Source organism: Tenuibacillus multivorans (assembly GCF_900103915.1).
GTDB lineage: Bacteria > Bacillota > Bacilli > Bacillales > Alkalibacillaceae > Tenuibacillus > Tenuibacillus multivorans.
Window position 1 is genome coordinate 479,175 of the sequence record NZ_FNIG01000001.1, and the last position, 14,747, is coordinate 493,921.

At 42.5% G+C, this 14,747-nt stretch carries 10 protein-coding genes; 5 read left to right on the forward strand and 5 right to left on the reverse strand.

Annotated features, from left to right (window positions below; genetic code table 11):
* The first annotated feature begins 818 nt into the window (after positions 1-818).
* The 4 genes from BLP77_RS02470 (at position 819) to BLP77_RS02485 (ending at position 5,434) form a co-directional block, all read left to right on the forward strand.
* Positions 819-1,838, forward strand: coding sequence for a nuclease-related domain-containing protein (locus tag BLP77_RS02470; protein ID WP_093855510.1), 1,020 nt, complete (start codon positions 819-821; stop codon positions 1,836-1,838).
* Between the two features lie 519 nt (positions 1,839-2,357).
* Positions 2,358-3,284: an LCP family glycopolymer transferase gene (locus BLP77_RS02475; RefSeq protein ID WP_093855511.1), complete on the forward strand. Its 927-nt coding sequence runs from the start codon at positions 2,358-2,360 to the stop codon at positions 3,282-3,284.
* A gap of 103 nt (positions 3,285-3,387) precedes the next feature.
* On the forward strand, positions 3,388-4,557 hold the full coding sequence (locus tag BLP77_RS02480; RefSeq protein ID WP_093855512.1) for an acyltransferase: 1,170 nt from the start codon (positions 3,388-3,390) through the stop codon (positions 4,555-4,557).
* A gap of 307 nt (positions 4,558-4,864) precedes the next feature.
* On the forward strand, positions 4,865-5,434 hold the full coding sequence (locus tag BLP77_RS02485; RefSeq protein WP_245686784.1) for a DinB family protein: 570 nt from the start codon (positions 4,865-4,867) through the stop codon (positions 5,432-5,434).
* A gap of 177 nt (positions 5,435-5,611) precedes the next feature.
* On the opposite strand, the gene BLP77_RS02490 is transcribed toward BLP77_RS02485, so the two are convergent.
* The 3 genes from BLP77_RS02490 to BLP77_RS02500 form a co-directional block, all read right to left on the reverse strand.
* Positions 5,612-6,655 (reverse strand): hypothetical protein, encoded by a 1,044-nt coding sequence (locus tag BLP77_RS02490; protein ID WP_093855513.1) that lies wholly within the window; start codon positions 6,653-6,655, stop codon positions 5,612-5,614.
* 12 nt (positions 6,656-6,667) lie between these two features.
* On the reverse strand, positions 6,668-8,104 hold the full coding sequence (locus BLP77_RS02495) for an MBOAT family O-acyltransferase (protein ID WP_093855514.1): 1,437 nt from the start codon (positions 8,102-8,104) through the stop codon (positions 6,668-6,670).
* A gap of 243 nt (positions 8,105-8,347) precedes the next feature.
* Positions 8,348-9,394, reverse strand: a complete 1,047-nt coding sequence (locus tag BLP77_RS02500) for a Fic family protein (protein WP_093855515.1) — start codon at positions 9,392-9,394, stop codon at positions 8,348-8,350.
* Positions 9,395-9,674: 280 nt separating this feature from the next.
* Here BLP77_RS02500 and BLP77_RS02505 point away from each other — a divergent pair, with 280 nt between their 5' ends.
* The gene (locus tag BLP77_RS02505; RefSeq protein WP_093855516.1) at positions 9,675-11,582 is read left to right on the forward strand and encodes an LTA synthase family protein; all 1,908 of its coding nucleotides are present in this window, start codon (positions 9,675-9,677) and stop codon (positions 11,580-11,582) included.
* A gap of 365 nt (positions 11,583-11,947) precedes the next feature.
* Here BLP77_RS02505 and BLP77_RS02510 read toward each other — a convergent pair whose 3' ends face one another.
* Positions 11,948-12,322 carry a hypothetical protein gene (locus BLP77_RS02510; RefSeq protein ID WP_093855517.1) on the reverse strand — a complete coding sequence of 125 codons (375 nt, stop codon included), beginning with the start codon at positions 12,320-12,322 and terminating at the stop codon, positions 11,948-11,950.
* A gap of 493 nt (positions 12,323-12,815) precedes the next feature.
* Positions 12,816-14,681 (reverse strand): FAD-dependent oxidoreductase, encoded by a 1,866-nt coding sequence (locus tag BLP77_RS02520; RefSeq protein ID WP_093855519.1) that lies wholly within the window; start codon positions 14,679-14,681, stop codon positions 12,816-12,818.
* Between the last annotated feature and the right edge of the window lie 66 nt (positions 14,682-14,747).

Sequence of the window (14,747 nt, forward strand, 5' to 3'; positions counted from 1 at the left end):
CCGATGAGGCGAGCTGAATCTCCATAGACGAGAGGTTTTCGCCCAATGGGACGTGCTGATTCCCCATGGACGTGTGTTTTTCGCCCGATGAGGTGGGCTGAATCCCCATAGACGAGCGATTTTTGCCCAATGAGGTGAGCTGATTCCCCATGGACGTGTGTTTTTGCCCAATGAGGTGAGCTGAATCCCCATAGACGAGAGGTTTTCGCCCAATGGGACGTGCTGATTCCCCATGGACGTGTGTTTTTCGCCCAATGAGGTGAGCTGAATCCCCATTGAGGAGCGATTTTTGCCCGATGAGGCGAGCTGAATCCCCATAGACGAGAGGTTTTCGCCCAATGGGACGTGCTGATTCCCCATGGACGTGTGTTTTTCGCCCAATGAGGTGAGCTGAATCCCCATAGATGAGCGATTTTTGCCCAATGAGGTGAGCTGAATCCCCATAGATGAGAGGCTTTACCCAATGAAGCGCGCTAAATCCCCAATGAACAATCAACTCACAAAAAAATATAAACTTTTTTAAAATATGGTGTTTTTTAATTTTCTCGCCTATATATGAAAAACGATGAAATTTTGGCTAGAAAATTCAATTTCCTCCTAGAGAAAATGCGATTTTCCTATGTTTTACAAACCCATTTAGACTTGCTATAACTAAATTGTCAAGGTTAGATGAAGCACACTGGTGGTTGAGGATTTCAGGTAAACTAACTGGGGGAAGGTTAGCATTACCATATATCGGCTTGTCGTTTGACAAATTATCTCCTTACGCTTCTCTAATCTTGGCCCCGTACAAAAGCCATCCATAAGTAGGTGATAAAATGTTTCAAACACAAAAGATTCCATCCACATTATTGAAAATCATTGCTTATCAAATCCATTTGCCTTCTAATCACAAATCCATTCAAAAGATCGAAGCCGATATCGCTAAATCCATCTCTGGTTATTATGGCGAGAAATCAATTGCATACTACATCAATTCTATTGTGAACAAAAATTTTGAGCCGGTTCAAAATATCTATCTAAACATTTACGGTAGATTTTTCGAAATCGATGCCTTACTTGTGAATGATAAATTTTTGCTTATTACCGAGGTGAAAAATCATAGGGATGTCGTGACAATAGACCATGAGCTTGGTGTTATGGTTCAACAGGGGCGAAGAGGAGAAAAAACTTATCAAGATCCCATCCTCCAGGCTGAAAAACAAGCACAGCTATTAGATATGTGGCTAAAAAACAACGGCTATGACATCCCGATTGAGATTTTGGCCGTATTTACAAATCAAAATGTTGTTGTCAAAAGGCCGGAGAATGGGAAGCTCGACTCGCGCATTATCTATGGTTACAAACTTAACCAAAAATACGAGGAGATTAGTAAAAAGTACACCAATCATCCCGTACTGAATGACCGCTATGAGTTAATCAACAAGATTTTAGATGACACACGTCTTTTTAATAAATCCTTATTAAAAAATTACAACCTAAAGATGAATGACTTCATGCCAGGTGTGACTTGTCCGAATTGTGATCGCATTGGTATGGTCCGAGAAAAACATAAGTGGCGATGTCTCGGCTGTCATCATACGGATAAATATGCTCATATTCGAGCCTTAAAAGAGTATTTTCTAATATTTGGACCGGAAATTACGAACAAAAAGGCGAGGGAATGGCTGGGGATTGAATCACGTTATGTCGCTAAATATTTGCTACAACAAATAGCTCATAAACAGGTTGGAAAAGGTAGACAGACAGTTTATATCTTAAATTTTGATTTACAAAAGGATTTCAATTATTTACTAGAATATAATAAAAAACAATATATAGAAAAGTTAGCACTATAGCGCCTGTTTTAATCCGGGTGCTTTTTTATATGGAACGTTTCCGGCTGTTGCCGGAAACGAACATCATTAAATGCCTTATCAGTGGGGCTGAATCCCCAAATGGTGAGCGTTTTTCACCCAATGAGGGTAGATAAGTCCCCAATGTTGGGAGTTTTTCGCCCAAAGAGGCGCACTAATTCCCCAATGCCGGGAGTTTTTCGCCCAAAGAGGCGAGCTAATTCCCCAATGACGAGAGGTTTTTACCCAAAGAGGAGAGCTAATTCCCCATTGACAAGAGGTTTTTACCCAAAGAGGCGAGCTAATTCCCCAATGATGAGAGGTTTTTACCCAAAGAGGCGAGCTAATTCCCCAATGACGAGAGGTTTTCACCCAATGAGATGGCCTGATTCCCCAATACCGAGAGCTTTTTACCCAAATCCAGTTTTCTCACCAAATTTTAATCTCTCTTTAATTCTATCCCAACGGTCCAAGGTATATAATGTTAAGTGAGGCTATTATTCTATCGAAAGGAACATGGCTATGACTTCAAGAATCGAACGTCGCAAGGAAAAAAAGAATAAACGAAAAATCATATTAACCATTTCGGCTATTCTACTAGCTGGATTAATAGCGTTTGCGACTTATTTATATATGAAAGTGGGCGACACGGTCGAGGCGATGTATACGCCGCTCGAATCGGACGCCTCGCGTGAACAGGAGACCGCGCTCGAGAGTAAGGAATCGATTAACGTGTTACTTCTCGGGGTTGATGAGCGCGAGGGAGATAAAGGGCGTTCGGATACGATGATGCTCTTGTCGCTCAACCCGCATACGAATGAAATGCTGAAGTTTAACATCCCGCGCGATACGTATGTTGAAATCCCGGGGGTTGGTATGGATAAAATTAATCACGCTTATGCTTTTGGTGGGTCAGATCTTTCCGTCAAAACAGTTGAAAACTTACTTGATACGACGATTCACTACTACGCAAAAATTAACATGGAAGGACTCGTCGATGTGGTGGATGCGATGGGCGGTATTACCGTGCAAAATGATATCCACCTCACACGTAATCAATACGATTTTCCAAAAGGTGAACTATCGTTAAATGGGGAAGAGGCCCTTGTTTATACGCGTATTAGAAAAGAAGACCCGCGCGGTGACCTTGGACGTAATGATCGTCAGCAAAAAGTGATTGATGCGTTCATCGATAAAGCTGTATCCGTCGAATCATTTACCAAAGTCAACCCAATTTTAGATGCAGCGGGCGAAAACGCGCAGACGAATGTTGAAATGGAAACCTTGCGCCGACTGTTCTTCGATTACCGGGGAACGCGAAATAACCAAACGAAAGAGATGATTGAAGGAAGCGGTCGTATGATGGGCGGCGTCTGGTATTACGTCGTATCGAATGAAGAGATTTACCGCTTGCGCAATGTACTCAGCGACCATATGCAGGCACGTTAAAACACTGTCATGTATTCTTAACGAAAACTTAACCCAATAAAACTTAAAAATAGAATATGATGAGGTTGTGGACGAATTAATTTTAAATAGCGAGGGTGAGTCGATGCAACAAAATCATCGCAGGAATCTAGATGAGATCCAGTTAGCTCGAGCGTTTGCGATTTTCGCTGTCATAATTGTCCATTCGACCTCAAATGGTGTCACGGTTTTACAACCTGATTCAACCCTATACCCGTTGTACACCTTTTTGAATACCGCTGGAAAGTTAGGGACGCCGACCTTTATCATGCTGAGTAGTTTTGTTTTATTTTATAATTACTACCTGCGTGAAACGAATGGATCATTAATTAAGCGATTTTACGTTAAACGGTTAAAATATATATTAGTTCCGTATATCTTGTTTTCCGCGATATACTTTGGCGTCAAATGGTATATCTATTACGATTACCCAAGTCTAGCATTCGCCGCAGAAAAATTTCTGACACAGCTGGCCAAGGGGGATGCACACACGCACTTATATTTTGTGTTTATTAGCGTGCAGCTCTATATCATGTTCCCAATCCTTATGATTCTGTTTAAAAAATCGACATTCCTTAGAAAAAACTTAATCTGGATTGGCCTTGCCTTACAATGGCTGTGGGTCGTGTTAAACCGAAATTACTTTGGTATTTCGGATACCGGCTCGATTTCATTTTCGTATTTCTCATTTTACTTTATCGGCGCCTATCTCGGAATCTATTACGATTCGATTAGGGAAAAAATGAGAAACGCGTCCTATCGCGGAAAAATCATGAATATAATATTCACCTCATTCGGTGCTATGCTCGTTTTATATACGGGTTATATGTACCTCGCTCGAATTAATCAGTGGGGACCCGTTTACGAGGCGCTTCCGGCATTCATCACGAAATACTTTGGTACTTTCACGTGGGCGACCTATGCTTTACTTGCAGGACTCGTTGTATTCTATCTCGCGCACCTTGCAGAGAAAAAATTTGGCCCACGCACAAAAATGTTCTTTATGGAAATCGGCGCGACATCGTTCGGTATCTATATCCTGCACCCATTGATCTTACTAGCGATCCGAATAACGCTAAGTCCAGGAAACCCGTACGTCTATCATGCACTACAAATCGGAGTATTTATTTCGATCACAGTTCTAAGCTGGTTGGCAGTCCGGTTAACGCACAAGTTCCTACCACACTATTGGATCGTGTTTGGAAAACTACCACCACAGCAAATGAAGCGAGGGGAAGAAAGAGTGGCGGCTTAACTAAACCACGTGAATTCACGTGGTTTTTTAGTGTAAATTCACCAGAATAAGAATCCAGACTAGGGGGTAGGGAATCCAGACTGGAAGGGAGAAAATCCAGACTCAGAGGATGGGAATCCAAACTAGAAGGGAGAAAATCCAAACTCGTGGCCATCAAATCCACAAACATCGATAGTTAATCGAGACTTATCGTAAGCGTCATGATTGTCCAAGTTTCGCTCATCAGTATTAGGATAAAACAGCTCATTCAACGGTATTATGATAGAATGATGATAAATATGTTGATAGAACAATAGGAGGTGAATCCATGAAGAGTGGAGACATGGATCGCCATTTTAAAAACTTAAAAGAGCAGCGAGAACATTTTTATCACGAATTTAATATTGAAAACCCGTGGCAACGACCAATGCCAGATAAATGGTCAACTGCCGAAACCTTATATCATCTCATTTTAATGGTGAGGTTATTCCGGCGATTTTCAAGAGTTTATGTACCGGCTATGCTTCCGGTCGCCTACCTACGGCGAAAGAAGCCTTACAAAACCGACATACATAATATCTATGAAGAATATCAACATAAGAAAAGAAAACCGATGAATGCACCGTTTCTATTAAAACCTCCATCAAATTTAGAGAGGAAATATACATTTAGCGACATTCAAGATTTACTTGAGGTTGAAACTGAAAAACTTGAAACCAAGCTGAGTGATATCGATCAGGATTTAGCGGGGCAAATCTATTATCCAGATCCAGTGGCTCATAATCCGAACCTGATACAGAGCATACATTTGTTAGGTATTCACGAACAACATCATTTTAATATTCTGAAAAAGTACTTTTTGACCTACTACAACAACACAAAGGAGACAAAATCATGAAAGTCGTTGCACCCAAGTCTTTTACATATCGAGGATTCACCCCCTCTCTCGCCTAAGAAAGACGAATAGACAAGGTTACAACCACTACTTTGCTCAAACGGAATACTGCTTGTCTTTATTATACATGATTTTTCCAACTAAACAAGCAAAAATAGAACATATATTCGCGTGTAAAATCTACTCAACCAACGACTCAATCCAAGCAATATGCTCATTAATATTTTCCTCGGTCACTAGCACGCCAAAGTCTTCCGGAACGCCCGTAGCATCCTCACCTTTACTGATCCGCTCAGCAATCAAGTCACCGACATGCGGGTAGAAGTGGTGTCCGTCAAAATAATTCGACATGTCCTTCGTAACAGAATTCGGGTACATAAAGTTGTAGATCTCACCATGTACCGCGACCATATCCCGGAGCCATGTCTCATACTCATCCAAGTTTCCTTCCTCAACTAATGCCGAGAAAAGTTCAGCGGAAATCGGTGTTGTAAACACAACCACCTCAGACTCAGGATTGCTCGACTCAACTACCTGCATCACGTCTTTAAATTCCGGATTGTATTCAAATTCATCGCCGTAAAACTGACTTTTGAACTTCGCAATTTTATCCTTCGTTTGCTGTTGCTTCACATCCTCAGGGAAATCTTTAGCTGACGCAACATTATCGCGATTATAATTGCGCAATTCAACGATCTCATCCTCGTTCGACAGGCGATAGTTTTTCTTCGCATAGTCATACACATCTTCAGACAATAACATTTTCCAGCGATAAAACGGTTCTTCCACCGTCGTAATATACTCATCCAAGTTCATATCCTCTGAGCTCTGCGAAACGGCACTTTTAAAAAAGTCAACGCCGATCACAATCCGCTCAAAGTCACGTTCATTTTCCGACTTCGCAAAATTGATGATGCTTGGATATTCCTTGAACGACAAATCACTAGCCGAAAAATTATATACATCCATACCGGAAAAAGCATGCTGATTAATATAAGTCGAGCGGCTACTGCCGACGAGCAATGTATCATAATCAAAATCAGAATAATAAATATGGTTTACTTTTTGCTGGCGCTCATCAATCACCGTCTGAACGTCGTTATACTCATGCTCATGATCAAACGTCCACATCGGATCAACAAAATAATTGAAGCCTGCGAATGACCCAAGCGCCACGCTTCCAGTTATCATAAATGTCGCGATGAAAAATTTAAAAGACATCATCATCAATCACCCTTAGAAATTAAAGTAAAGAAACTCAGAAACCTGCTGTAACTGAAGGGCTGCATATATAAACAGTCCAGCCGCAAACAACGCATGAAGCGGTGTCGGCCTTAAGTTTTCGGTTAACTGGTTTGAATTTTTCCATAAAATCGCAATGAGAAACGCTCCGATTAAATAAAGCATCGTCGTCGACAGATCCTCGGTCAACGTAAACGTATAAAGCCATTCCTCTGACAAACCAAGCCCCAGGTGAGCGTTCACAATGCTCGGAACTTGAACACCATTTAAACCGACCATGGCAGAAAGAACTTGCGTCGCCGCTGTAAAATCAGGCGCACGGAATAAGACCCACGTCGCATTGACGAACTGAAACGTCACGAACCACGCGATCACTTTATTCAAACGAAAGCCCATGCGATTCCACGCCCGGTGAATCACACTCGCAAGCCCATGCAGCACCCCCCAGACGACAAACGTCCAGCCGGCACCGTGCCACAGACCACTAATAAAGAAAATGATTAAAATATTGCCGTAAATGCGCGACGCCCGAACGCGACTTCCGCCGAGTGGAACATAAATATATTTCGTTAAAAAATTCGTTAACGTAATATGCCAGCGCCGCCAGAAATCTTGAATACTGACCGCCTTATACGGCGAATTAAAGTTGATCGGCAAGCGAATGTTAAACAGCAACGCCGCCCCAATCGCCATATCGGTATACCCACTAAAATCAAAATAAAGCTGGAACGTGTAGGCTAGCGACGTCACCCAGCCGTCAAAAAACGTCAGCGATGCCGCTGAGCTAAAACCTTGATTCGCCCAAACCGCAAACGTATCTGCAATCCCAACCTTTTTAAACAGACCGATAGAAAAGATAAACAAGCCCTTCGCGATATTTTCCGGATTAAGCTTGCGATTACTACGGTCCATATACTGCGGCATGACAATACTATGATGCACGATTGGCCCTGCAATCAGCTGCGGGAAAAATGACACAAATAGCGCATAGTTTAATAGATTGCGCTCCTTCGTCGTCCCACGATACGAATCAACCAAATACGCAATCTGCTGGAACGTAAAAAAGCTAATCGCAAGCGGTAAGACCAAATGTAATATACTAAAATTCGCGCCAAAAGCAAAGTTGACGTTTTCTATTAAAAAGTCGTAGTACTTAAAGAACCCAAGTAGGGATACGTTAAACATAATCCCCAGCGTAAGCACCGATTTTTTATAGCCCGTTTTCGAAATCCATATCCCGATCAAAAAGTTTACGAGAATCGAAGACAATAGAAGCGGCAAGTAAATCGGATTCCACCAGCTGTAGAAAAATAGCGACCCACAAAGTAGCCAAATTTTAGCCAACGTAAAGTTAAATCTATTAAATATATAGTAACCAATGAACATCACCGGTAGAAACACAAAGATAAACTCAAATGAATTAAATAGCATGATGATTCCCCTAAAATGTAATAGAATACCATCTTTAATATTACGACAAAATCTGCGTGGGGACAATATAGAAAAATTTGACTTATCACAAATATTAATGGTGAAAGCCTTAGTTTTTCTTATAGTTTAATCCAATAATACCTTTAATCAACCTTAAAGTGTATAGAAAAACTTCCATAGATGACATTAAAAAAATGGCCCGAATCAAAATCGGGACCATCTTTAGCTACCTGACAGCTAAAACTATTGTATTTTTTTCCACTTCGCACCCCTACCTAATCCTGTAGGTTCAACTACCCCCTTGTCTTTTAGCTCATTCAAGACTCGATTAATCGTAGACTCACTCACATCAGGACAGGCTTTTCGAATATCCTCTTTTGTAAAGAAACCGATCTTATTCTCGATATATTTCTTGATTCTAGCAGCTTTATTTCCTTTTCCTGTTTGGACGAATCCTACTCTAGATTCTAGTTCCTTATAAGCAGCAACGATTGTACTTAAGATATAATTAACCCAAGGGAATATGTCATTTTTGCCTTCATGCCAACCTTGTGATGATTGACGTAATGTCTCGTAATAGCCTTCTTTGGTGTCTTCTATGACTTTTTCTAAACTTATATATCGGCCAACTTCAAATTGGTGTTTATATAAAAGTAATAATGTTAGGATACGGGCCATTCTACCATTACCATCATTAAATGGGTGGACAGATAAAAAGTCCAAAATAAAAACACTGATTAAAATAAGTGGTTCGACATCTTCCTTACTTACTCTTTCGTTTAACTCGTTACATAGTGAGTCCATCGCATCAGGCGTTTCATAAGCAGATACGGGTTGAAATCGAATCACTTTTTGACCATTCGGCAATTTTTCAGTGATGACATTGTCGGCGTGTTTCCATTTTCCACCCTCAGCTGGGATGTAGTTATGCAACTCTTTATGTAGCTGTAAAATAACATTCGTGTTAACCGGAATAGCTTGGTGAGATGCATGAACTAAGTTTAAAACATCTCGGTAGCCTGCAATTTCTCCTTCAGAACGATCGCTAGGGATTGTTTTAAGTTTCATTAAACCCTTCAGTCGTTTATCAGTGATGAAGATTCCTTCGATGGCATTTGAAGCTTTGGTTGATTGAATGACTGCCACGTCTTTCAGAGATTTAAGAATTTGTGGCGCTTGTTGGATATATAAGTCCTGTTTTCCTTTGTACTCATTAATTTTAGAAATCAAATTAACCGTTTCCATAGGTAATCTTAAATGCTTGAGTAAGCTATATTCAAATCTTCTCATATTGAGCCTCCAAAAAACATATTCATTTACAATTATTATGACCATATTTATGCAGGGTTAACCCAGGTTTGGTTAATTAATATAGTCATATAAATAGTAATTGACTATATTCTTTAGTTTATTATATTAATAAATGTATTCATTTACAATAATAATGAATATGTTTTTATATATTTTCCTGAATGGCAAAATTGTAACCAAACTTTAACACGCCTCCAGTTGATAACAAAAATTTGAAATAATATAATGGAGAATAGACTAAAATAAAGGATTGAACACAATGAACATACTCAAAAACATCGGTTTCTTCGTCCTAAGACACATCGAAATTCCGATTTTAGCTTCATTATTATTTATAAAAATGGTCTGGTTTGCCCAAGAGACGGGCATTTATTTTATGACAACGGACCGCATCATGGTTAACATGGGACAAGTTATTTTGCTGTTCTCAATTGGCTTATTGTTCACACGTGTCAGACGACTGCTCGCTTTTTTCTTGATCAGTCTAATCGGCGCATTTATCGTCTATGCGGATCTCGTGTATTTCCGCTATTTCGGCGACTTTATCACAACACCAGTACTCGCTCATTCAACACAGATGGGCGATATTTCAAGCAGTATTACCGAACTGATGAATTGGTCAGACTTGAAATACTTCTTTGACGTCATTCTGGTGTTAGCGGCCTACATTTTCTTGAAAGTAAAAAAAGTGAAGCAATACATCGCGTGGAAAGAGCGTCTCGCGTTATTTATGGTGGGGCTCATCGCCGGTCTTTACATGACCATCACACCGATTCAAAACTACGTAGACGATTACGGCACGAATTTATTTAAAAACACATGGTCGAACGTGTCGGTCTACAACGTGACAGGGCACCTAGGCTTCCACGTTTTCGAAACACAAAAATATATCGATGAAAATATTATCAATTCGCCAGAGCTAGAACCAGGGGAGAAGGATGATATTTTAGCGTGGTTTGATGAGCATCATCAGGATCTAGCCGAGAAAACCGATTACTTTGGCACTGGCGAGGGCTATAATGTCATGATGATTCAGCTCGAATCGTTCCAGGATTACGTCGTCGGCAACTCGATTAATGGAAAAGAGATCACACCGAACATCAACGACTTACTCGATGACTCGTATCGTTTTACGAACTTTTACCATCAAGTCGGGCAGGGCCGTACATCCGATGCCGAATTTTTAACACAAACATCACTGTACCCATTACCGACTGGCTCAGTCTACGTGCGTTATCCAACCAATACGTTTGATAGCATGCCGGGATATTTTAAAGAAAACGGCTACAGCACGTCGGTTTACCATTCGTACGATAAATCGTTCTGGAATCGCTCAACGGTTTACCCGAACTACGGCTTTGACGAATTCATCGGGCAAGGTGACTTTGAACCCGGCGAAACAGCAGGTCCGTTTGATTCACTCGGTGACGAAGGCGTGTTCCTACAAATGACGGAAGACAACGTCGATCAGCAACCATTTTACTCATTCGTCGTCGCCCTAACGAGTCACCACCCGTATACGCACATACCGTCGAAATACTATGACCTGAACACCGACCCATTCGGCGGCACGATATTTGCGAACTATTTACACTCGACGCATTACGTTGATTACGCAGTCGGCCAACTAGTCGAAAAAATGAAAGCAGAAGGACTCTGGGAAAACACGATACTCGTCCTATACGGCGACCATGACAGCGGCGTCGAATTCACCGCCGAACACGCCCAAGCACTCGGACTCGATGATGACCCGATTTCACTCATGAACGTTAAACACAAAGTACCACTCATCATCCGCGTGCCAGGCATGGAAAACCAAGGCCAGAGCTTCGATCACAGCGTCGGCATGATTGACATCGCGCCAACGATTATGCACTTAATGGGGAAAGAAGAGCCACCCGTTCACTTTGGGAACAACGTCTTTGATATGGAAGACCACCTCGTCCCATTCCGGTACGGCTCATATAAAAAAGGCGCCATCTATTACGACGCCTCACTCGACGGCAAGATCGAAAACGGCACATGCTATAACGTGGAGGAAAAGCAAGAACTCCCAGTCGAACAATGCGCCGATGACGCCCAGAAAGTTCGCGAGCTCCTACAAATGTCCGACAACGTGATCTATCACAACTTAGTTAATGAGATTAAGGAAAAAACGCAGGAATAATCCTGCGTTTTTTGTGTTGAATGGGGGGAAGTTATGCATTTTGGCGGATTACACCCTTATGTTGGCGGAAGGGTTGCCGGGATTTGGTGGATTGGATGCTTGGGTCTGGGGATGACGTTCGACGATGGTATGTCAGCATCTACTTAGCGGATAGAAGTCTAAACTTGGCGGATCACCCTTCGATTGCGGCGGATAGTTGCTTAATTTTGGCGGATAGACAAGTTATAACGGCGGATAGCCGTCCGATTTTGGCGGATGAACATCAAAATTGCTGACTCCAACCCCATGACTGGGCTCCTCACGATCGAGCTGGCAACACCAATAAAAAATAAATACGTTTCCAGCCTAAGCTGGAAACGCACCACTTATGTAGCTTCTACATGTTTAACCTTTTTCCATTGAACAATGATCTCAATAATCGATATGGCGACAACCGCCCAGAAGAAAACATTGCTGAGGGAAATTCCTGAAGTTGACTCGCCACCAAAGGCTGTCAGCAGACCGATCAGTACGACTAAATAACACGTTATAAATATTTGCCAATTTAATATTTCTTTCTCGTTTTGCGTTTTTGATTTTTTAGCGTTCAGTGTAATCAAGTACAAACCAAATATGATAAGTAATAATGATAGCTGATTGACGCCACCGTCAAGCCGGACACCGTTGAAGAAATCATAGACCAATAGCAATGTCATAATGACTAGCAAGACGATATCTTGTCGTTGTTTTAAAAAATTCAAACAGCACGCCCCCTTTTAATGTATTTCATCAAACATATTATTAAAAGTCAATGTTTTCTGAAACTTAATCCCTAATCACCTCGCCTGAATGCCCCCATCAGGCTTGTGAATTGCCTATGGAGCGAGCTGAATCCCCAATGAATGAAGGTGAGTGCCCCATGACGGCGGATAATTCCCCAATGAATACCAACGATTCCCCAATAAACGAATCTGAGTCCCCATTGACGAGAGGTTTTTCCCCAATGAAACGCCCTGAGTCCCCAATGATGGCCGATAATTCCCCAATGAGGCAGTTTGATTCCCCATAGACAAGAGGTTTTTTCCCAATGAGAGGCTCTGATTCCCCAATGAAACGCCCTAATTGCCCCATTACAGTCAATAATTCCCCAATGAATCTATCCTAACCTCCATAAAAAGACGAACCACCCAACTCCCACACCCCAGCCAAAACAAAAAAACGTTTCCAGCCACGCTGGAAACGTTCCATATTTCTTTACTCTACATATTGCTGCAGCACGTGTGCCGCGATGTAGTAGCCATGCTTGCGGTCCAACTCTGCGTCATTCGGAATCATTTCGTAAATGTCCCCGTCGATCAGGCCGAACTCTAACAATTGATTCCAAGGCTCACCGAAGGATTCACCCTCAATAAACACGTCCAATAAATACTCCGCCAACCCATCACGGGTAAACGTTCCTTCGCCAAACGATTCATCCGCAGCACTCGGCGCCTTAACGGCAGCAATGTACTGGTTATAAGCATCTTCATTAATTCGCTTCAATCCATTTAAAATTAAATTGATGAAATGCTGGCGGTTGAGCGCTTCATCGACTTGCAAGTCATTGTCATAGCCTGCGACTACGAGTCCGTAATCCATCAAGAATTGAACAGCTTCGTCGTACCATTCGCCCTTATAAGGATAGTCAATTGAAAAATGTTCAACCTTCGCACCTTGCGCCAACAACCCTTCGCGTAAATCCTCAATATCTGATTCCGAATGCGACAGCTCGCGGAAGGTCATATCGCGTTCGAGCGACAACTGAGCGGCCGCACCACCAGCTTCACCGACGGCCATCCCGCTTGGTATAATCCGTGCACTGCCCGCCGCCAACGACGAGTACCCAGCAGAGCGGCTGACGACGATTAAGTTTTCAACCTCTAAAGGCACTGTCGACCGAAATGGTATCGCATATTGATTCGGGGAGGAGAGGACGTAGCCGTAGTCGTCCACCGACGTTGCTTGGACGTCAACCGGATAACCACCGTACGCGATGCTATCCCAATGATCGCGGTGAGTCCACACATCCGACATCGGCAGCATGTATTCCGAGATCACATGGCGCGTCTCGCGTACATATAACTCACTCGGATAGCTCGCAATTTCAGCATTTTCGAAGCCTGGGAAGTTTTCACGCAAATACTCAACCACATGCTCAGTTTCACGCTTTCCTTTTTCAATAGCTGCTGCATTTTCTTCGGGATCGGTTCCATCAACATCAAAAATTTGCAGTGCATTGATATAAAAATCCTCCGACCCATCAACATCCTTCACACGCACCAGATTCAAACCCCGCAGCCTCGTATTCTCTTCAACAGGCTGATAGTCATAATGCAGCTCACTAAAGCCCCAAGCAACATTATCCGTCACGGTGCCCGGGCCGAACACTTCCTCTTGAGCCGCGCGTTTCACGCCACTCCAATCGACACCTTCTAGATGAATCATAAGTGTCACGGCCATGTTCCGATCAGGCATGTTTATATCACCGCCGCCTTTAAAATAGGGAGCGCCAGCCTTGACCGCAAAATCAGCATCCTGTGTCGCATCGATAAAGCGTTGACCTTGCACCTCAAACGTCTCATCATCTCGCAAAACAACGGCACCCGTCACCGTCTGATCGCCACCGACCATCGCATCCTGAACATCCGTCTCAAGCGTCAGCGTCAAATTCGGCTCGCTTAAAACTAAATGCATAAACGCATCTTTACCACGCTCGATATCAAAGGCAATTTCGCCACCAACGATTTCATGCCATTCCGCAAAAATTCCGCCGATAGCCGATTCACCGCCAATGCCGTTCACCATATCGATGTAGTTCAGCATGCCATAGGTCATGAGGCCGCCCAGCCCGTCACGTTTCTCAATTAACAACGTTTCAGCACCATTTCGTGCAGCCGATACAGCAGCGGCCACGCCTTCAGGTTCACCGCCAACGACAACAACATCGTATTCAGTTTCCGTTAATTCGTCCATCTCAGGCGGTTCATAATCCGTATTGAGCGACTGCTCATAGTTCCCCACCCACGCCACAGCACCAACCACCACAACAATAATCAGGGCTATATAAATGTATTTTTTCATTGAGTTATGTTCCTCCTAAGTCGTCCAAACGCCTATATCTCTATCTTTCCACATAAACACGCATCA

Bases quoted from the DNA above. Each gene is read 5' to 3' on its own strand.
- BLP77_RS02475 (WP_093855511.1), top strand. From the start codon at position 2,358: ATGACTTCAAGAATCGAACGTCGCAAGGAAAAAAAGAATAAACGAAAA.
- BLP77_RS02485 (WP_245686784.1), top strand. From the start codon at position 4,865: ATGAAGAGTGGAGACATGGATCGCCATTTTAAAAACTTAAAAGAGCAG.
- BLP77_RS02470 (WP_093855510.1), top strand. From the start codon at position 819: ATGTTTCAAACACAAAAGATTCCATCCACATTATTGAAAATCATTGCT.
- BLP77_RS02500 (WP_093855515.1), bottom strand. From the start codon at position 9,394: ATGAGAAGATTTGAATATAGCTTACTCAAGCATTTAAGATTACCTATG.
- BLP77_RS02505 (WP_093855516.1), top strand. From the start codon at position 9,675: ATGAACATACTCAAAAACATCGGTTTCTTCGTCCTAAGACACATCGAA.
- BLP77_RS02490 (WP_093855513.1), bottom strand. From the start codon at position 6,655: ATGATGTCTTTTAAATTTTTCATCGCGACATTTATGATAACTGGAAGC.
- BLP77_RS02520 (WP_093855519.1), bottom strand. From the start codon at position 14,681: ATGAAAAAATACATTTATATAGCCCTGATTATTGTTGTGGTGGTTGGT.
- BLP77_RS02495 (WP_093855514.1), bottom strand. From the start codon at position 8,104: ATGCTATTTAATTCATTTGAGTTTATCTTTGTGTTTCTACCGGTGATG.
- BLP77_RS02480 (WP_093855512.1), top strand. From the start codon at position 3,388: ATGCAACAAAATCATCGCAGGAATCTAGATGAGATCCAGTTAGCTCGA.